Source organism: Borrelia sp. P9F1, from assembly GCF_030436115.1.
Classification (GTDB): Bacteria; Spirochaetota; Spirochaetia; order Borreliales; family Borreliaceae; genus Borrelia.
This window is the reverse complement of the sequence record NZ_CP129407.1, coordinates 821,646-841,219: the sequence shown is the minus strand read 5'-3', so window position 1 is coordinate 841,219 and position 19,574 is coordinate 821,646. Positions and strand designations below refer to the sequence as shown.

At 35.1% G+C, this 19,574-nt stretch carries 25 protein-coding genes and 1 tRNA gene; 11 read left to right on the top strand and 15 right to left on the bottom strand.

The features are described 5' to 3' along the window. Position 1: 1 nt before the first annotated feature. The 15 genes from ftsH to QYZ68_RS04030 all read right to left on the bottom strand — a co-directional run bounded on the left by ftsH (position 2) and on the right by QYZ68_RS04030 (position 10,162). Positions 2 to 1,906, bottom strand: a complete 1,905-nt coding sequence (gene ftsH / locus QYZ68_RS04100; protein ID WP_301384285.1) for an ATP-dependent zinc metalloprotease FtsH — start codon at positions 1,904 to 1,906, stop codon at positions 2 to 4. Next, on the bottom strand, positions 1,903 to 3,219 hold the full coding sequence (tilS, locus tag QYZ68_RS04095; RefSeq protein WP_301384284.1) for a tRNA lysidine(34) synthetase TilS: 1,317 nt from the start codon (positions 3,217 to 3,219) through the stop codon (positions 1,903 to 1,905). Before tilS ends, ftsH begins: the two co-directional genes overlap by 4 nt. Next, entirely contained in the window at positions 3,219 to 3,785 is a 567-nt protein-coding gene (gene pth, locus QYZ68_RS04090) for an aminoacyl-tRNA hydrolase (protein ID WP_301384283.1), read from the bottom strand. Before pth ends, tilS begins: the two co-directional genes overlap by 1 nt. 5 nt (positions 3,786 to 3,790) lie before the next feature. Further along, positions 3,791 to 4,336: a 50S ribosomal protein L25/general stress protein Ctc gene (locus QYZ68_RS04085; RefSeq protein ID WP_301384282.1), complete on the bottom strand. Its 546-nt coding sequence runs from the start codon at positions 4,334 to 4,336 to the stop codon at positions 3,791 to 3,793. Positions 4,337 to 4,360: 24 nt separating this feature from the next. After that, positions 4,361 to 4,432 (bottom strand) — tRNA-Gln (locus QYZ68_RS04080). Positions 4,433 to 4,497: 65 nt separating this feature from the next. Beyond that, positions 4,498 to 4,788 (bottom strand): septation regulator SpoVG, encoded by a 291-nt coding sequence (gene spoVG, locus QYZ68_RS04075; RefSeq protein WP_231760766.1) that lies wholly within the window; start codon positions 4,786 to 4,788, stop codon positions 4,498 to 4,500. A 98-nt stretch (positions 4,789 to 4,886) separates the two neighbouring features. Further along, the gene (rsfS, locus tag QYZ68_RS04070) at positions 4,887 to 5,237 is read right to left on the bottom strand and encodes a ribosome silencing factor (protein ID WP_301384281.1); all 351 of its coding nucleotides are present in this window, start codon (positions 5,235 to 5,237) and stop codon (positions 4,887 to 4,889) included. After that, on the bottom strand, positions 5,212 to 6,396 hold the full coding sequence (locus QYZ68_RS04065) for an LCP family protein (protein WP_301384280.1): 1,185 nt from the start codon (positions 6,394 to 6,396) through the stop codon (positions 5,212 to 5,214). Before QYZ68_RS04065 ends, rsfS begins: the two co-directional genes overlap by 26 nt. Next, positions 6,397 to 6,972 carry a nicotinate (nicotinamide) nucleotide adenylyltransferase gene (gene nadD / locus QYZ68_RS04060; RefSeq protein WP_301384279.1) on the bottom strand — a complete coding sequence of 192 codons (576 nt, stop codon included), beginning with the start codon at positions 6,970 to 6,972 and terminating at the stop codon, positions 6,397 to 6,399. Positions 6,973 to 7,051: 79 nt separating this feature from the next. After that, complete coding sequence (gene obgE / locus QYZ68_RS04055) at positions 7,052 to 8,044, bottom strand: GTPase ObgE (RefSeq protein WP_301384278.1); 993 nt, start codon at positions 8,042 to 8,044, stop codon at positions 7,052 to 7,054. Positions 8,045 to 8,067: 23 nt separating this feature from the next. Then, positions 8,068 to 8,313, bottom strand: coding sequence for a 50S ribosomal protein L27 (gene rpmA / locus QYZ68_RS04050; RefSeq protein WP_301384277.1), 246 nt, complete (start codon positions 8,311 to 8,313; stop codon positions 8,068 to 8,070). After that, positions 8,300 to 8,632 (bottom strand): ribosomal-processing cysteine protease Prp, encoded by a 333-nt coding sequence (locus tag QYZ68_RS04045; RefSeq protein WP_301384276.1) that lies wholly within the window; start codon positions 8,630 to 8,632, stop codon positions 8,300 to 8,302. The genes rpmA and QYZ68_RS04045 overlap by 14 nt, the downstream gene beginning before the upstream one ends. Then, complete coding sequence (gene rplU / locus QYZ68_RS04040; protein ID WP_301384275.1) at positions 8,629 to 8,943, bottom strand: 50S ribosomal protein L21; 315 nt, start codon at positions 8,941 to 8,943, stop codon at positions 8,629 to 8,631. The genes QYZ68_RS04045 and rplU overlap by 4 nt, the downstream gene beginning before the upstream one ends. A gap of 103 nt (positions 8,944 to 9,046) precedes the next feature. Continuing rightward, positions 9,047 to 9,577, bottom strand: a complete 531-nt coding sequence (locus tag QYZ68_RS04035; RefSeq protein WP_301384274.1) for an adenine phosphoribosyltransferase — start codon at positions 9,575 to 9,577, stop codon at positions 9,047 to 9,049. Positions 9,578 to 9,628: 51 nt separating this feature from the next. Continuing rightward, complete coding sequence (locus tag QYZ68_RS04030; protein ID WP_301384273.1) at positions 9,629 to 10,162, bottom strand: DUF2147 domain-containing protein; 534 nt, start codon at positions 10,160 to 10,162, stop codon at positions 9,629 to 9,631. Positions 10,163 to 10,375: 213 nt separating this feature from the next. Between QYZ68_RS04030 and flgF the strand changes: the two genes are divergently transcribed. The 11 genes from flgF to QYZ68_RS03975 all read left to right on the top strand — a co-directional run bounded on the left by flgF (position 10,376) and on the right by QYZ68_RS03975 (position 19,573). Beyond that, a complete protein-coding gene (gene flgF / locus QYZ68_RS04025) occupies positions 10,376 to 11,224 on the top strand; it encodes a flagellar basal-body rod protein FlgF (protein WP_301384272.1) in 849 nt (282 codons plus the stop codon). 12 nt (positions 11,225 to 11,236) lie between these two features. Further along, positions 11,237 to 12,031 carry a flagellar basal-body rod protein FlgG gene (gene flgG, locus QYZ68_RS04020; RefSeq protein WP_301384271.1) on the top strand — a complete coding sequence of 265 codons (795 nt, stop codon included), beginning with the start codon at positions 11,237 to 11,239 and terminating at the stop codon, positions 12,029 to 12,031. Then, the gene (locus QYZ68_RS04015) at positions 12,031 to 12,672 is read left to right on the top strand and encodes a hypothetical protein (protein WP_301384270.1); all 642 of its coding nucleotides are present in this window, start codon (positions 12,031 to 12,033) and stop codon (positions 12,670 to 12,672) included. The genes flgG and QYZ68_RS04015 overlap by 1 nt, the downstream gene beginning before the upstream one ends. Positions 12,673 to 12,802: 130 nt before the next feature. Further along, on the top strand, positions 12,803 to 13,816 hold the full coding sequence (locus tag QYZ68_RS04010) for a flagellar basal body P-ring protein FlgI (protein WP_301384269.1): 1,014 nt from the start codon (positions 12,803 to 12,805) through the stop codon (positions 13,814 to 13,816). Then, entirely contained in the window at positions 13,806 to 14,141 is a 336-nt protein-coding gene (locus QYZ68_RS04005; protein WP_301384268.1) for a rod-binding protein, read from the top strand. The genes QYZ68_RS04010 and QYZ68_RS04005 overlap by 11 nt, the downstream gene beginning before the upstream one ends. Before the next feature lie 94 nt (positions 14,142 to 14,235). Beyond that, the gene (locus QYZ68_RS04000) at positions 14,236 to 15,039 is read left to right on the top strand and encodes a sigma-70 family RNA polymerase sigma factor (RefSeq protein ID WP_301384267.1); all 804 of its coding nucleotides are present in this window, start codon (positions 14,236 to 14,238) and stop codon (positions 15,037 to 15,039) included. A gap of 42 nt (positions 15,040 to 15,081) precedes the next feature. Further along, positions 15,082 to 16,005, top strand: a complete 924-nt coding sequence (locus tag QYZ68_RS03995) for a divergent polysaccharide deacetylase family protein (RefSeq protein WP_476390625.1) — start codon at positions 15,082 to 15,084, stop codon at positions 16,003 to 16,005. Continuing rightward, positions 15,974 to 16,990, top strand: coding sequence for a tRNA (adenosine(37)-N6)-threonylcarbamoyltransferase complex transferase subunit TsaD (gene tsaD / locus QYZ68_RS03990; RefSeq protein ID WP_301384454.1), 1,017 nt, complete (start codon positions 15,974 to 15,976; stop codon positions 16,988 to 16,990). Before QYZ68_RS03995 ends, tsaD begins: the two co-directional genes overlap by 32 nt. Next, positions 16,987 to 17,802 carry a pyridoxamine kinase gene (locus QYZ68_RS03985; protein ID WP_301384266.1) on the top strand — a complete coding sequence of 272 codons (816 nt, stop codon included), beginning with the start codon at positions 16,987 to 16,989 and terminating at the stop codon, positions 17,800 to 17,802. Before tsaD ends, QYZ68_RS03985 begins: the two co-directional genes overlap by 4 nt. A gap of 203 nt (positions 17,803 to 18,005) precedes the next feature. After that, the gene (gene murG, locus QYZ68_RS03980; RefSeq protein WP_301384265.1) at positions 18,006 to 19,091 is read left to right on the top strand and encodes an undecaprenyldiphospho-muramoylpentapeptide beta-N-acetylglucosaminyltransferase; all 1,086 of its coding nucleotides are present in this window, start codon (positions 18,006 to 18,008) and stop codon (positions 19,089 to 19,091) included. After that, positions 19,085 to 19,573, top strand: coding sequence for a CvpA family protein (locus QYZ68_RS03975; RefSeq protein ID WP_301384264.1), 489 nt, complete (start codon positions 19,085 to 19,087; stop codon positions 19,571 to 19,573). Before murG ends, QYZ68_RS03975 begins: the two co-directional genes overlap by 7 nt. The last annotated feature ends 1 nt before the right edge of the window (position 19,574 follow it).

Below are 19,574 nucleotides of genomic sequence, written 5' to 3'. Positions count from 1 at the left end.
TTTATCCATTCACTATCTCAAGATCAGTTTTTGCTAAATTCTGACCATATTCATCCTCAACTATACCGAACCCTAAGAGCTCCCTTACTTCAGTATCTGTTAAAGTTTCTCTTAAAACCAGAGCTTCTGCAAGTTTAACTAACTGGTCTTTATGTTTAACCAAAATATCTGAAGCCTCTCTTAAACACTCCTCTAAAATCCTCTTAACTTCTCTGTCTACCCTATCAGCAGTATTCTCAGAGTACGCTTTCGATTTAGAAAATTCTTTTGGAAGGAAAATCGGAGCATCATCATCCACTAAAAATATAGGACCCACATCCTCTCCCATCCCCCATTCTGTGACCATCTTTTTTGCCAAATTAGTAGCCTGCATCAAGTCATTCTGCACCCCGGCAGTGGTAAAACCTAAATTAATTTGCTCGCTAGCATAGCCACCATAACATATCTTAATCTTGTCAAGAATCTGATGCTTATTTATTGAAAGCCTATCCTCTTTAGGAAGAGAAAAGGCCACTCCAAGTGCCCTACCCCTAGGAATAATAGTAACCTTGTGTAGCGGATCGGCATGTTCAAGATAATAATGAAGTAATGCATGCCCTGCTTCATGATAAGCTGTCTCGAGTTTTTGCCTATCAGTAATAGTCATAGACTTTTTGGCAACACCCATCAATATTTTATCCCTGGCTTCTTCCAAGTCCTTCATCAAAATTTCAGATTGATCGTTCCTTGCAGCAATTAAAGCCCCCTCGTTGATTAAATTCGCAAGATCAGCACCACTAGCTCCAGGAGTTGCTCTCGCTATTACCTGTAAATTAATATCCTTGGCAAGCTTAGTCTTTTGCGAATGAATATTTAGTATCGCTTCTCTTTCCTTAATATCTGGAAGAGTAATCGTCACCTGCCTATCAAATCTTCCAGGTCTTAAAAGAGCAGAATCGAGCACATCGGGTCTATTTGTCGCTGCCATCACAATTACATTAGTATACGTTCCAAATCCATCCATTTCTACTAATAACTGATTAAGAGTCTGCTCCCTCTCATCATGCCCCCCCCCGAGGCCTGCACCCCGGCTCCTCCCAACAGCATCAAGTTCATCGATAAATACGATACAAGGAGAATTTTTCCTAGCATTATCAAACAAATCTCTAACACGACTTGCTCCAACACCAACAAACATTTCAACAAAATCTGACCCCGACATGTGAAAAAAATTTACACCAGCCTCCCCAGCAACAGCCTTAGCAAGCAGAGTCTTTCCAGTCCCAGGAGACCCAACCAAAAGAACACCCTTTGGTATTCTTGCACCTATCTTTTCAAACTTTTTAGGATTCTTAAGAAATTCCACAACCTCATTAAGCTCCTGCTTAGCCTCCTCTTGTCCAGCCACATCCTTAAAAGTAACCTTATTCTTCCCCGCTTCATATTTTTGAGCATTGCTCTTCCCAAATGAGAAAACCTTCCCCCCTCCGCCTTGAGTTTGACGAAAGATAAAGAAAAAAAAGACAAAAAACAATATCCATGGTAAAGTCTGAAGAAGCACACTAATTAAGGATGCTTGACTCTTACCAGAACTCACCTCAACCTTTTTATTCCTAAGTTCGGCAAGCAAATTTATGTCCAAATAAGGTATGCTAGTCGAGAAGTAAGATTTTCCCAAGTTCGAATTCTTGACAACAAATTGAATTTGACTCTTATCAACTATTACAACCGACTCAATCAGTCCGCTATCTAAATAAGTCTGAAAAGTACTATAAGGAACATTTTTGTATGTTTCCCCTCCTCTCATAAAATAAGACATGAATATAGCTAGAATTAAGAAGACTACAACAAGACACAAAATCCAATTTTTATTTTTCTTTTTATTATTAGATTTTCCATTGTTCAAATTGTTATTGTTAATATTCATTCCTTTAAAAATCCTCCGATCAAAGATATAATAACCTTTTTAAGAATGCTCTTATCACTCCACACTAAGTCTAAAGTATTTAAATCAATAATTCCAACCACCTTACTTTTTAACACCAATAACATTAAATAGAGAGGATTATATCTTATAAACTTAGAAAAGAACCTCTTCGCCTTTAACTTATTTCTAAAAAATCTATATTTAAACTCATAAGAACAGAACCTCAATTCCAGTATAGAACCATCTTCGCACTCCAAACATTCTAACAAAATCTTACCTAAAGATAAACTATAATACCCATTAAGTTTTAAGGTAAAATCGAAAGGTTCATACAACTCCTCAACTCGTCTTAACATGAGATTAATCTTATCCTTACGCTTTTCTAAAAAAAAATAATTATTTCTTATTAAGATTACACTTTTCTTGTTAGAATGATCTACTCTAAAAATCCCTTCAAGGGATCTATATGATACATTTAACACAAGGCCCTCTAAATTTAGAATTTGGAAAATAGTTCTAAAAATCAAATACTTAGGTAACTCAAAAAAAATAACGGCATCGAAAGAATAATAATAATTACCCTTATTGAAAGGCAAAAAACTCTTTTCGTCAAAAAAATGTACAAATTCACTCGAAAACTTAGATACTCTCCTTAAGCTCTTCTTGTATCCTGCAAAAATCTCCCCAATAACGGGCATTAATTTATTTCTAATCCTGTTCCTTAAATACGTATCCTCACTATTGGTGCTGTCAACAAAATAAATAACCTTATTTAAAGAAAGAAATTCTTCAATCTCTTCTCTGGACACCCCAAGCAAAGGCCTGATAATATTTCCATTAATGATTGGAATACCAGAAAGCCCATCTAGAAAAGAACCTTGAAAAAATCTCATAATCAAAGTTTCAAACTGATCCCCTTCATTGTGAGCAAGTGCAATATAACTGGCCTTATTTTCTCTGAAAGATTCCAATAAAGCATCATATCGATACTCCCTAGCCAGCTCCTCTACCGATCTACGAAGTCGACTAGCCTCCCTTGTTATGTCAACACTACAACGCTTTATCTGAAAAGGAACACCATAAAAAGTACAAAACTTCTCCACGTGTTCCAATTCTTTACTCTGTTCGCGCTCAGGCCTTATGCAATGCGCAAAATAAAGAGCCACAATATCATTATTCAAATACTCTTTCAGGCTTAACAACAAAGCGGTAGAATCTGCACCCCCTGAAAAAGCGACAACCACCTTTCCCCTAGTCAGTGCATTTTTTTCATAAAAACTCTCTATCCTTCCTTTTATATTGTTCCAAAACATCAAAAACTACTAGAATTAATCTTTTCAACTTTATCTTCAAAATTAAATTCATCAATATCCAATATCTCTTCGCTTAAAAAAGTAAAAACATTCTCAACACATTCCATCTCACTAGCACTAAATTTTGAAAGAACAAAATCCCCAAGGTTTCCTTCATCACCATTACCAATACCAATATATAACCTGCTATATTTAGTATTCCCAAGCCTCTCAGAAATAGACCTCAGGCCATTGTGTGTGGAAGCTCCTCCTGACTTTCTAAGTCTACACCTTCCCAAACGCAAATCAACATTATCGACTACAACCAACAAATCGGACACCTTAACACTAAACTCAGAAAAAACAGAAGGAAAGATGCCACCACTAAGATTCATGTAAGTCAAAGGCTTAACCAAGACAACCCTTCTGCCTTCGTAACTAAAACCAGAATACTCATAACCATCGGCCCTACTTAAAGAGAGCCCGTGCTTTAAAATCAATTTATCTACGAGGGTAAAACCAACATTGTGTCTAGTGTGAAAAAAATCAGACCCAGAATTCCCCAGCCCAACTATTAACAAACTCATATTCTCTATTTCACAAATAAAACAACCGAACCACCATCCTCTTCTGAAAGCTTAACATCACAAGGAAGCACAATGTCCCCGCAAGTTATCTGGTCTCCTCTTTTAACAGGAGACAAATCTACCTCAATAAACTCAGGCAATTCCAAAGGCAAAGATCTAACCCTAATCCGACTCCTAAGCACACTCAAAACCCCACCTTCCTTAACGCCAATAGAAGCCCCGACAAATCTAATCTCAACATCTCTTTCAATATCTTGTTCTCGATCAACTTCATAAAAATCAATATGATAGATAAGATTCCTAGTAAAATCTTCATCAACATCCTTAATAAAAACACACCTATCAACATTCCCATCTCTTAAAACCAAAACAGTATTGTCTGTAAACTTCCCAAATTTTTTATTAAATTCATTACTCCCAACCCTTATGTGGAGAACGTCACTCCCTCTCCCATAAACAACAGCCGGTATCTCATGCTTCAGCCTCATCCTACGAGCACAAGAAGAACCAAAATCTAACCTGCGCTCACAACTTAAAACCCTACTATCCACAACAAAAACTCCTAATCAAAAATACTGGGACGGAAGGATTCGAACCCTCGAATGACTGGACCAAAACCAGTTGACTTACCACTTGTCGACGTCCCAAATACCCAAATTATATACAAATCAAAAGCATACAAAATACAATACCCTTTGTCAACAAGGCTATATCAACTCAATTCAAGCTCAAGATTTGAAGGATTTTCCTTCACGTATTCTTTAAAAATAGAAGTTTGCAATATCTCTCTAAAATTTTGATTAATAGGGTGTACAATATCCTTGTATTCCCCCACCTTAGTTCTTCTATTAGGCATGACAATAAAAACACCTTTCTGTCCCTTAATAACTCTAATATTATGAAGAACTAAACAATCATCAAAAGTAACTGTAACATACGCCAATAACTTAGAACTGGGATTTTTATTATCAACTCTCCTAATTCTTATATCTGTGATATTCACCTCTAAGCCTCCCTAAAATACATGTTCTAAATCTAGAATATTTTTAATTTTTTGTAAATAATTTTTATGATATTTTTATTTTTTTTAATTAAATATTTCTAAGAGTATATAAACTCACCATGACTCCATAGCTTTTCAAGCTCATAGTACGCTCTGGCCTTATCACTCATCAAATGTATGATTAAATTTTCGCATGAAACAATTGTCCAATCATAAATAAAACCCTTACCTTGAACACAATAATTAAAAGATCCTGCATTAAAAAAATTTACCAATCTCTCAGAGTACAAAGCCTCCATATGTTTAAACGATGAACATGATACAATAGTAAAGAAATCTGCCCAATTACAAACAGAACTAACATCAATACCTAAAACATCAATTCCATCAAAATCAGATATTATTTTGCATAGCTTCTTCACATCATCTATGTCTAACATACCTTCCATCAAAATCATCTCCCAAAATGATTATTACATCAGGACTTGCGGCCAACCCATCAAATCCCAATATATCTGTATGAAATTCAGAAATCGGTTTAACCTTTCTTGCTCTAACTACATCCCCGACCCTCATAGCTATCTCCAAATTATCTGAATTATTTATCACTAAAGTATTGGAATAATTATCCCTATCTGCGTTTGCAAACTTTATAACATTAAATCCTAAAGACTGAAAAATATTAGTAGCCTTTCTTGCAAGCCCAGAGATTTTAGTACCATTTAAAATAATAACTTTTATTTCTTCTTCATCTCTATTTTCACTTATTAAATCCTTATTTAATTTCTCTATTGATTCTTTAAGAACCGCCCCTCCATAATAAGGGAAAACAACTTTTATTGTACTATTATCGTTACCCTTAAATATTTCCTCCTGCCCCTTAATGTTAACAAAAATAAATTTTTCGCTATTTATTTTGTAATTGGTAAAAATATACCTAAACACAGTCTCAGAAAGATTAGTATCTAACATAGAATACATTCTAGAAAAATCTTCATGGGTCTCATCCAACTCTTCAAATTGTGCTACAATCTTTTTGAAAAACTCCTTAAAAAACTCAAATCTTTCATCAAAGTGATTAATATTTTTGAAATAGCTTAAGTAATCGTAAGCTTTATCCCCATCAAAAACAGAATTACCAGAAGGTATTAGAATAGAATTTGTCATTTTGTATACTTTGACAGGCCTTTGAACAAGAAGACGCACCCCACCAAGATAATCAATAAATTTTACAAAAGAATCCTTTTTAAAAAGAATATAGTAATCAGGTTCATGATTTAGCTGTCTAAACACCTTAAACAAAAATTCATCAAACCTGTTTCTCTCATATAAATTCTCAAACCAAGATACATTTCCCTTTAAATCTTCATAACCTGTGTAAATAGGAATATCTAAAAATCCAATATTCCCGGTTTTTATATTAATAAAAATCTCTTGCATACTCAAAAGATTACCAATATCGTCTTCTATCAGAATGAAAAAACTAATATTACTCTTAGTATTTAACTCAAAATACACCTGTTCTCTTTTAGAACTATCAACAAAAAAAACCACAACACCGAGAACCACCAAAACGATTAAAATTAGGAAAAATAACTCTTTTTTCAATTAATTACCTTGGACATACAAATTATTATCTTTAATATATCTTAAAACACCAGAAGGAAGCAAATAATCAACCGGCAAACAATTCTCAATTCTGCTTCTAATCTCTGATGAAGAAATAGGAAACATTTTATTATCAACGTAGGTATGTTTAAAATAGCTCACGATTTTTTCTTTATATATCCTGTGCACTACCACAAGATTAACGGACTCTGCTATTTCTTCTGCATTTTTCCACAAGGCAAAATTTTCGAAAAGATCATCGCCAATAACCAAATAAACTTCAGAGTGCACATATTTCTTTTTAATACAAGCAACGGTGTCAATAGTGTACGTGATCCCTCCATTGACTATGTCACACTCGTCTACGCACATATTGCTCTCGCTCCGTATTGCCAACTTGAGCATCGCAACTCTGTCCTTAACACTAACATTCCCTTCAACAATTTTATGGACAGGATTATGTGTGGGAACAAACACTACTTTATCAACTCCCAAATAATACTCTATTTCCTTTGCCAAAAACATATGCCCAACATGCACAGGATTATAAGTACCACCCAGCACCGCTATTTTCATAAATCCCCAACCAAATGATATATTAATCAATTTCGCAAAATATTATAGACTAAGAATTAATTATTAGAATAAACAAGAATCAATTCTCCTTACTTCCTGCCAAGATAAAAAACTCCCTAGTAAGTTCTTCTATGCCTTTATTTTCATAAATAGAAATTCCTAAAATTTTTTCGCCCTCTAAAAGCTTTTTCGCCTGTTCAAAGTTTTCGTTTGCACCCTCCAAATCAAGTTTATTAGCAACAATTATGCGTCGCTTTTCCAAAAGGCCTGCTCCGTACACACCGAGTTCTTTAACAAGAACATTATAGGCACTTAAAAAATCATCACTAGAAGCATCAATTAAAAAAACCAACCCACTAGCTTTTGAAATATGTCTTAAAAATTCAAATCCAAGCCCCACTCCTCGACTAGCGCCCTCAATTATTCCAGGGATATCGGCAACCACTAAATCATGGTAAGAATCCCTGAGAACACCAAGATGTGGAACCTTGGTAGTGAAAGGATAATTTGACACCTTTGACCTCGAAGCGGTTATTCTATTGATAAGAGTAGACTTTCCTGCATTAGGAAGCCCTACAAGCCCAATATCAGCCATTAAAGACAATTCTAGTCTAAGATTTAAGGTAGAACCCCTCTCCCCAGGCTGTGCATATCTTGGGGCCCGTTTTTTAGAGCTTTTAAAATTCAAATTCCCAAGTCCGCCCCTGCCCCCCTTTAAAACAACAGATTCATCATCAAAATTCTTGAGTTCAAACAAAACAGAGTCCGTGTCAGAATCATAAACACAAGTATTTGGGGGAACAAAAATAACCAAATCCCCTCCGTCAGCTCCCTTCTTCTGCCGACCCATCCCAGGTCTACCATTCCTAGCAACAAACCTCTGCCCATTTTTGTAAATAGACAAAGTTCTAAGATTATCCTTAACCCTAAAAACTACGTCACCTCCCCTTCCCCCATCCCCTCCATCAGGGCCCCCCTTCGCCTTAAATCTCTCACGCAAAAAAGAAACACAGCCGGCGCCACCATCACCTGAAGAAACGGTCAAATTCAGAGAATCCTTAAACTTATGCAAATTAACCTCAAATCACTTAAGCATTAAACAATATTCACATATTTCCGTCCCCCAGAAGTTTTAAACTCCACCACGCCATCCTTTAATGCAAAAATTGTATAATCTCTACCTAATCCAGAATTCTTTCCCCTATGAAACTTGGTACCCCTCTGCCTCACAATAATCTCTCCAGCTCTAACAAATTGACCCCCACTCCTCTTAACACCAAGTCTCTTAGATATAGAATCCCTTCCATTCTTAGAGCTACCTCCACTCTTACTCGTTGCCATCAATTTCCTCCAAAATCAACTTAATATCACAAGGGTATTCAAAACACAAATCCCTTATTCCCCTTATCAAGAACCTACTATAATAAAAAAGACCCTTCTTACTCAGATCTCTAAACGAAGGCCTGAACTCTAAATAGCCCCTTAAAGCATTATCAACCACGAAATCCTCCCCCTCAAAATCAAGAACACCCAAAAACGTCCTTAAAAGAAAAGAAAAAGAAGCGCAAACCACATTAACACAGCCAACACCCCTAGCATGCCCGTCGGCCAGTATGTAAACAACCACGCTACTCCGAGTTCTAATTAAAACATTGATCACTGACAAACAATATCATTGACCAACACATAAGAATAAACTTGCCGGTGTCCCACCTTCCGCTCACTTGACTTTCTCCGCCTATACCTGTAAGAAATAACCTTCTTATCCTTACGATCCTCCAAGTAAGTACACCTCACACAAGATCCCAAAACATAAGGCCTTCCTATCTTTACATCCCCTTCCTTATTTACAAGGGTAACACCTTCAAACTCTACCCTCTCGCCCTCACCGGAATCAATCTTATCTATCTTTAAAATCTCCCCCACAACAGCCTTGTACTGCTTACCCCTTATATCTAACAACGCATACATCACAATTACCTCTCGATATCCAGTTAAGCATTATAAAGCTAACAAAACCTAAAGTCAATTATTCAAATACTCAATACCTTACATGATTTTTAGCTAAACAAAATCAAGGATATCTGACAAGAGAATTAAAATTATATTCCCCTAAAGCATCTCTACCATTAATCCCCACAAGTTCAATAAAACAAAATATATCAGATATTGCTCCACCAGCTTTTTCAAGTAGCACAGCCGCCGCTTTTAACGTACCCCCAGTGGCCAAAATATCATCTACCAACAAAATATTTGAATGCCTCTTAACATCATCTTTGTGTATCTCAATACTGCTAACTCCATACTCAAGCTCATATTCCTCCCTTAAAACCTCCCTTGGAAGCTTGCCCTCTTTTCTGATTAACAAAAGAGGTAATCTCATTCTCAAAGCCAAAGGAGACCCAACAAGATATCCCCTTGATTCAATAGCCGCAATACAATCGATTTTTTTCGACGAATAAAACGCACACACATCCTCAATCAAAGACTCGTACGCCTCAGCGCTCAACAAAACACCGGTAATATCATAAAAAAGTATCCCTGGCTTTGGAAAGTTAGGCACTCTTGAAATAAACTTGTCGTAATATGCCGTCCTATCTACCATCTAAATCTTCCTAAAGACTAAACTAATATGCTTGGGCATTTAATTAATTTATTATTCCGGAACAGGAGGATTTGGCACCAAGTCGCTCACATCAAGCCCAGGAACCTCACCCTCCCTAGCTCTAGTCCAAACTTTAGTCCTACCGAAAACCCACACCTTGCCCTTGGTCACAAGATCTCCGGTTTCTGAATCTACTCTCATCTCGGAAGTATAAATCTTACCATTATTAGGGTCAATGATCTTACCCTGATCCCACTTACCATAATCAGGAAAATATTTAAGCCCCCACATGAAATCAAGGCCCTCAATCCCCAATTGATTAAAACCCACAACTTTAGACCCTGAAGGATTATCAACATCATAAACCTTCCCTTCTCTAATCACGTTCAGTATTCTACCGTACACCTTGCCTTTGTACTTATACACATACACCACAGAGTTTTTAACGTTAGTAGCTTCATCATACCCGACCCAATATCCCAAAACCTCGCTACCATCTTTGACATTTCCAGCATAACCAGATTCTGAGAATACAAAAGACGGAAAAAAAGATAAAAGCGCAATCACCAAGCCTCTTTTAATCATGTACTAACCTCAAATCAAACAAACTCTCACGGGAATTATACATTTATTTTACACTTTTCCAAGGTGTACCCTCAAAACAGTAAACACAAAAGCCAACTCTACACAGCAAGTAGCAGAGTTAATTAATTTTACTGAATCAAAAAAATTTAAATTGATATATAAATGTTTTGGTGGTAGGATTAGTGTTAAGAGTGAAAATAGTAAGGATTTAATGTGGTAAGGGGTATATACACTGCTGCTAGTGGGATGGTGGCGCAAAGGCACAGGTTGGATGTTATTGCGAACAACTTGGCGAACGTTGATCTTGCGGGGTACAAAGGGACCTTATCTGTCCAAAAAGCCTTCCCCGAGATGTTGATTAGAAGGCTTAACGATGATGGTCTTTATAAACTTCCCAAAGGCTATCTTGAGACAGCGCCAGTTATTGGGAAAATTGGCACGGGTGTTGAAGAAAATGAAACATACACTTCCTTCGAGCAAGGGCCACTTAAAACAACAGGTAACCCTCTTGACATGGCATTAACTGGCGAAGGGTTCTTTGTGGTTCAAACTCCAAAGGGGGAAAGATATACAAGAAATGGGTCTTTTACACTTGGAAAGGAAGGTATACTTGTTACAAAAGATGGATACCCCGTTATTGGAGAAAAGGGGTATATTCGTCTAAAGGACAACAATTTTAAAATAACAGATCAGGGCCAGATATTTCATAATGGTGAATTTGAATCTGATCCTAGAAGGCTTGTAAGCGAACATGAGAACTCTTGGGGAAATTACGAACTACTTGATAGTCTGAAGATCGTAAGGTTTGAAGAAACAAGATTTTTAAAGAAACAGGGAAACTCCCTCTGGGGTAGCACAGAAATATCAGGACCCCCTAGGGACATTGAATTGGGTTTAAGGCCTAAAATTGAAACCGGCATCTTAGAGGGATCTAACGTAAATGCCATTAACGAAATGGTATCGATGATTGAGGTTAATAGAGCTTACGAAGCAAATCAGAAGACTATACAGACTGAAGACTCGCTTCTTGGTAAATTAATTAACGAAATAGGAAAGTTTTAAGGGAGTTGTTTTATGATGAGATCGCTATGGACGGCGGCCAGTGGTATGAAGGCACAGCAGTATAACGTAGATACGATAGCTAATAATCTTTCAAATGTTAACACTACGGGATTTAAAAAAACAAGAGCCGAGTTTGAGGACCTAGTGTATCAAACACAAAGCAGGGCTGGTACTCCTGCTTCTGAAGACACGGTAAGGCCTTTTGGAAATCAGGTTGGGCATGGGACAAAGGTGTCAGCAACACATATAATTTTTGAGCAGGGAAAATTCAGGGCTACCAATTTGAACACTGATGTTGCAATTGAGGGCGACGGTTTTTACAAGATGCTTTTACCAGATGGTACTTATGGCTACACTAGAGACGGTTCGTTTAAAATAGATGCAAATGGCGATCTTGTAACAAACCAAGGGTATAGGTTATTACCCGAGGTATCTCTTCCTGAAGAGTACATACAAGACTCTCTTACAATATCCCAAGAAGGAATAATATCTGTAAAAATCGATGGTGATTCTGATCCAGTTGAACTTGGGCAAATAGAAATTTCAAGATTTGTAAATCCGTCAGGTCTTATTGCAGTTGGAAGCAATGTTTTTAAGGAAACCGTTGGCTCTGGGAAGGAAATATCTGGGACTCCTGGAAGTGATGGTATGGGTCGGCTAAGACAAGGGATTCTTGAAATGTCAAATGTATCTGTTGCAGAAGAAATGGTAACAATGATTGTTGCGCAAAGGGCTTATGAGATAAACTCAAAGGCAATTCAAACTTCAGATAACATGTTAGGTATTGCCAACAACTTAAAAAGGTAGTGAGAAAATACGCAAGTAAGATTGTATTTATCTATTTTTTAACAGCAAATTTAGCACAGGTCGTCTCTCATGATACTTGTGTTGGGTTATCCCCCAACAAAGTGTATTTTTTATCTAAGGAATATTCGAAGATATGTGATGACAACTACCTGTCGCAGATTTACATAGGTCCACGTTTTAAACAAAAACAGGTAATATTCGAAATGATTAACCATATCACAAAAAATTTAACAAACAAAAACATTTACATACTTCAATTCAGCTTTAACGAATCAGAAATTAATATGGCAAATAAATCCTCCGAAGACATCAAATTTCGAGTAATAAAAAACGAGTCATACAAAAACATACCCATTCAGAAAACTTCAGTTTATTATGCAAAAAAATTCGAAGATTATAAAAAGCATAATAAAATAAATTTGTATATCGACATAATAGAGCCAATTGTGTTCGCAAAAGTACATTTAAGAGCTGGACAACAATTGAGTGAAAGCAATGCTTACTTTAAATACAAAATAAATACAGCAAGGCCCACCGAATTCTTAAGCTTAAACGAACTAAATAGCGCCAAATATGTGGTCTTGCATGAGATTAGCAAACATAGTGAAATAAAGCTGGATAAAATACAAAAACAGAAATAACTTAAAGAGCGAATTTCAACGCACTAATCCCATTTTGCCTAGCCTGGAGAAAAAGTAAAACGACTATAGGGAATTGCAATAATGTTAAAATAAGGGTAGACTATACCTCCTATATGAGAGGAATTAGAGCATGATGAAATTGATGGTGTTCGTTGTATTAAGCTTGAAAGCGGTCCTCATTTCATTTTCCCAAGAAGATCAATCTCTTAAAGGGTTTAATAAGGGTGGCGTTCCTGGCCAATCAGGAGAGAAGATAAGACTAAAAGAACTTGCAAAAATACAGCCCACAAATTCCTCTGTGCTAACAGGAATCGGCATAGTAGCGGGACTCGCTGGGAAAGGAGATACACTCAAGAAGGATAAAGAGGCCCTAAGCAAGATCTTAACTCAGATTGGCATAAAGGGGGATGGAATAGAATTAAATAGCATAGAAAGCAAAAACATCGCCCTGGTACACGCGTCACTCAGGATAAATGGCAACATGATTGAGGGTTCAAGTCAGGATGTTCATGTAGCATCTGTATTGGATTCAAAAGATTTAACGAATGGCCTCCTGTTAAGAACAGAACTGAAAAACGGAGAAGGGAAGATAATAGCAATCGCGTCAGGCCCAGTAACCACTAACGAAAAATCAAGAGGAACAGGACTTATAGCAAAGGGAGCTACAATACATGAGAGCAAAGATTATTCTCGATACAATATCATCCTAAAGAAGGAAAATTATACCCTAGCAGATGAAATAAGTAAAAAGCTTAATCAAAAAGGTATTAAAAATAACATAAAATCTGGAAACATAATAGAGATAGAGATAGAAAAAATTGGACTGCTAAGCGAGATTGAACAAATAAAAATAGAAACTTCTCCCGTTGTTTTAATAAATGAAACAGATAAAACCGTAATGGCAAGTAAAAATGCAGAAATAGGACCTTTAATGCTTTTAATTGAGAGAAATGAGAATAACTCGTTTGGCAGTAAAAAGAACGAAAAAGTTAAGATAGAAATACAAAAAATGAACCTAAGTGAATTTATATCAAAAAATGTAAATGCACTCACTAACGATGAGTTGATAACAATAATTAAAAAATCTAAAAAAATTAATAAATTAAACGGAGAATTAATTTTGGAGGAGCAAAATGCACAATAGGATTGATCTGCAATTTCTAGAAACAAAAAGTCAAATAAATCAAATAAAAAATTTAAAGAGTAAAGCTAAACAGGTAGGCAAACACAACAGTGATCTCTATGACGCCTCTTTGGAATTTGAGGCAATATTTGTCAACCAGATGCTTAAGAGCATGAGAAGCTCTTTGAGGAAAGAGAATAACTTAATAAGTGGAGGCCAAACAGAGGAAATTTTTGAAGATATGCTTTATTTAGAAAGAGCAAAACAAATATCAAAATACAAAAATTTCGGGCTTGCTGATTTAATCTACAATCAAATAGCAGAAATAAATAATTTTAGCCAATAATTAACGGTTTTACTTATTATTGGCATGCTTTTTGCCCTACACTTTAAGGGGGTGCTTGTAAGATACATAAATTTAAAAGATAGGGAGAAGTGTTGTGAATATCTTTAGTAACGAGGATTTAAATATCTATTTAAAGTCAGTAAGAGAGCACAGACTGATAACGCATGAGGAAGAGGTTGAACTTGCTGCTCAGATTAAGCGTGGAGATATGAAGGCCAAAAATAAAATGATTAACGCTAATTTGCGCCTAGTCTTGAAAATAATTAAGAGATACGCTGGGAAAGGCTTAAAAATTGAAGACTTAATTCAGGAAGGTAACTTAGGGTTAATAAGGGCTGCTGAGAAATATGATCCGAGCAAAAATACCAAATTTTCAACCTATGCTTCCTTTTGGATTAAGCAATCTCTCCAAAGAGCATTAAATACTAAGACTAGACTTGTAAAGGTGCCTTATAGGAAAGAAAACTTAATACTACAGATAAACAAATATCTCATGGAAGAAGAAAAATACCCCAAGAAAGAAGATATAATGGAAAAATTTAATTTAACTCCCGCTCAATACATAAAAATCATTCCATATCTTGAAAAAGAATATTCTCTTGACAAAGAAATTGAGGGATCAGAAAATTCCACACTCTTAAATCTTTATGAGGACAACTCTTTTAATCCCGAAAGTACTCTTGAGCAAAACTCTACTTTGAATCACTTAAATCATATATTAGATACCAAGTTAAACCACAAAGAGAGATATATCATAAGAAAGAGATACAACCTTGATAACAATGATAAAAAAAGTACGCTGAAAGACATTTCTAGTGAACTTGGGATATCTTCAGAAACTGTAAGGCAAATTGAAAAAAGAGTGCTTAAAAAGCTTAGAGAAGAACTTTACCAATAACATTGACATTAATGTTGGGTTTTGTTTTACTAGTCATCAAGCATGGATGTTAGGAGTATTTTTGTTTTAATAAAGGGGAATAGAACGAAAATTGCAATATCGTTCTTTTTAATTACTATCGTTGGTGCGGTAATTTTGCTGTTCTCTGGCCTTGCATACATTAAGAATAATGCAGTATCGGTTAACCTGGATTTCAGAAAAAAGCTAGAAAAAGTTAAGAAAGAGAATTCCATGAGAGATAAAAAAAGACTCAAGGCTCATACTTTAAAGCCTGAGTTTTATCTTGTCATTGATGATGTCGGATACGATGAATTTATGTTGGAAAAATTTATAAAAATTAACCTGAAAATCAACTTTGCAATTATCCCTTTTTTATCTAAATCAATGTATGCCTACAATAGGCTAATAAGTGAAAACAAAATTACAATGATTCATTTCCCAATGCAATCGAAACATCAAAATTCGATAGAAAAATTTCACATCAACATTGACGACAATGAAAACACGGTACGAACAAAAATTGAGAAAACATTTAAAGAATACCCCAATGCAAAAATAATGAATAATCACATGGGAAGCCTTATTACCTCAAACGAAAAAATAATGAAAACTATTTTAACTAAACTTAAAGAAGAAGACAGATATTTTTTCGACAGCTTCACTACTAAAGAAAGCATATCAATAAAAATTGGAGAAAAAATTGGCGTCAGGGTAGAAAGAAGGGATATCTTCCTGGATAATAAAGATAATGAAAGGGATGTCATTGCATCGCTCGAGAAGGCAAAACAAATAGCGAGAATCAAGGGAACTGTGAAAGTAATAGGGCATATTTGGTCAAAAAACACCCTCAAAATACTCAAACAAGAATCAGAAAGCCTAAATAAGGAATTCGAATTTAAAAACTTATTAAACCTTTATGAAAAAGAGAGTAGCAATGAAAGTGCTTGGAATAGAGAGCTCATGTGATGACTGCTGTGCAGCTATCGTAGAAGATGGCACTAGAATATTAAGCAATGTTAAACTCAGTCAAGACGAACATAAGAAGTACTATGGCGTGGTTCCAGAAATTGCCTCAAGATTACATACAGAGTTTATTATGTATGTCTGCAAGAAAGCTTTAGAAGATGCCCGAATTAATGCTTCAGATATTGATTTAATAGCAGTTACATCTAAACCAGGACTTATTGGTTCTTTAATTGTTGGAATAAATTTTGCAAAAGGATTATCAATTGCACTCAAGAAACCCTTAATTTGCATTGATCATATTTTAGGCCATCTCTACTCCCCCTTAATGACTGAAAAAATAGAATACCCATTCCTATCTTTAGTACTAAGTGGAGGACACACAATACTTGCAAAACAAAATAATTTTGATAGTGTTCAAATACTTGGACGCACCCTTGATGATGCTTGCGGAGAAGCATTTGACAAGATAGCAAAGCATTATAACATGGGTTTCCCAGGTGGCCCCAATATAGAAAGGCTAGCCAGGAGTGGAAACGAATATGCATTTAATTTCCCAATTACAATTTTTGAAAAAAAAGAAAATTGGTATGACTTTTCGTATTCGGGGCTTAAAACGGCATGCACACATCAAATTGAAAAATTTAAAGACAAAAACGAGAAAATAACAAAAAATGACATCGCTGCAAGCTTCCAAAGAGCAGCTTTTGAAATTCTACTAAATCCAATCAAAAGAGCAATAAAGACTACAAATATAAAAAAATTAGTAATATCTGGAGGCGTTGCTGGCAATCTTTATCTAAGAGAAAAAATCAAAAATCTTGCAATAGAAGCTTACTATCCCCCAATAGACCTTTGTACAGATAATGGAGCAATGATTGCAGGAATTGGATATCACATGTACTTAAAATACGGAGCAAGTCCAATTGAAACCGATGCAAGTTCAAGAATAAAAACGTATAAATATAACAGGGAAGTGAAGTTATGAAAAGAGTATTGGCTATGCATGACATTTCGACCACGGGGCGCACATCGCTTACAATGTGCATCCCAGTTATATCATCATTTAATATGCAAGTTTGTCCCTTTGTAACCGCTGTTCTCTCCGCAACAACAGCTTATGAAGAATTTGAAATAGTAGATTTAACAAATAAACTAGAAAAGTTTATCTTGTCTTGGGAAAAGCAAAACATAAACTTTAACATATTTTATAGCGGGTTTCTTGGAAGCAATAATCAACAAAAGATCATAAAGAACATGTTCAAGATATTAAAGTTTGAAAAAATAATAATTGATCCTGTGTTTGCAGACAATGGACTACTCTACCCCATTTTTGACCAAAAAATTGTAAGTGGATTTCACAGTTTAATAAAACACGCAGACATCATAACACCTAACATAACAGAACTTAAAATGCTAACTAACACAGAAAAGATAAATAATAAAGATGAAATAATTAGAGCCATATTAAGCCTTGAAACACATGGAGTAACAGTAGTTACCAGTGTAGAAAAAGGCGATCTTATTGGTACCGTTGCCTATGACCCAAAAACAAAGGAATATTCAGAATTTTTCTTAGAAAAATTGGAACGAAACTTTAGCGGGACTGGAGATTTATTTGCTAGCTTGTTAATAGGATATCTGGAAAAATTAGAGATAAGACAAGCCTTGGAAAAAGCAACTCGAGTCATTCACTCAATAATAAAATACTCTATTGAAAATAATATCTCTCAAAAAGAGGGTGTTCAAATTGAACAATTCTTAAAAAATAATTTTCATACTATTCAAGATAATTCTTAAATCCACTTTGAATGGAATGCGAAAGCAAAAATCATAAATCTAACAAAAGAAACATTTATCTCTTAAAAATTGGATCTAACTTTTAATCTGCTCCTTGCTCGACGAAAGAAATACTTAATATTTGCATTAGAGTGTGATATTCAATAGAATATTAGTATAATCCAGCTCATATCGCTAGGGGTTTAGGCACACTGAAGAGGTATATGAAAAACAGAAGAGTAATATTTTTTACGGGAGGTGGTACAGGAGGGCATATTTTCCCAGGAATAGCGATAATTGAAAGCCTAAGAGAAATAGACAAGAATGTCGAATTCTTCTGGCTAGGCCGAAAAGAATCAATGGAATCTAAAATTATAAGAGAGTATCCCTACATTAAGTTTATTGAAATTCCGTCTGGAAAACTTAGAAGATATTTCTCATTACAAAATTTTAGTGATTTTTTGAAGGTTATGCTTGGAATAGTTCAAAGCTTTTTTGCTATAAAAAAGTATAAACCCCAAATTATATATGCAACTGGTGGTTTTGTATCAAGTCCTCCAATCATAGCAGCAAGTCTTCTCAAGGTAAAAAAAATAACACATGAGATGGATCTTGACCCTGGTCTTGCAACAAAGATCAACTCAAAATTTGTAAACACAATATACATCAGCTTTAAAGAAAGCATCAAATATTTTAAAAACAAAAATGTCGTATATACAGGATCACCAATAAGATCAGAATTTACAAATCCAAATCCAAACATCATAAAAGAACTGTCTTGCAACACAGCAAAACCTATTATTAGCTTACTGGGAGGATCTCTTGGGGCAGATACTTTAAATAGAATAGCCTATAGCATCAAAGATAAAATTGATGCTTATTTTATACACCAGTGTGGGAAAAATCTGACCGAAACTAGAGCAAATAATTATCTGAGACGCCAATTCTTTAATGCAGAAGAAATGTCAAGTATAATCAAATTTTCAGACATTATAATCAGTAGAGCTGGGGCTGGAGCTATTAAAGAATTTGCCAATGCTGGTGCATGTGTAATACTTATTCCATTTGAAAAAGGATCAAGGGGCGATCAAGTTAGAAATGCAAAACTACTAGAAGAGCAAAATGCATGCTTAACAGTAAAGGAAAAAAATCTACATGAGAGTGTCTTAATAGATGCTATACAGGAAATATTGAGTAATCAAGAAAAGTCTGAAATATTAAGACATAATATAAAAAAATTTCATAAACAAGGTTCATCAAACCTAATAGCCAATATCTTATTAAAGGAATTTGAGGCAATGGAATGCTAGAATACGCCCCTGTTAAAATAACTGGAATAGCCGACATATTAATAATAATAATTTTTATTTCACTGGGGTTTAGGGGCTTTTTAAGGGGATTTATTAAAGAAATTGGTGGGTTTGTTGAAGTATTTGCTTTAATATTTTTACTTTATAATAAGACGCATAACTTTCAAGTGTTTGTATCTCCAATACTTGAGCTGTCCTATATTCAGGCATTGTTAGCATTTTTCTTATTAATACACATAGGGTTTTTAGTATTGCAATCTCTAGTTGAATCAATGGTAAGCCATCTTCAACTACTATTCTTTAATAGAATACTTGGGCTAATGCTTGGTTTATTTGAAGCATTTGGAATAATTGCAATTGTAGTTTATCTAATTCACTCGCAGCAAATCTTTAAGCCTTCATACTTTTTAGAGGGAAGCACATTACTTGAATATCTTAATCCTGGAATAAACTATTTTTTCAAATTATCAAAAACACCATAAC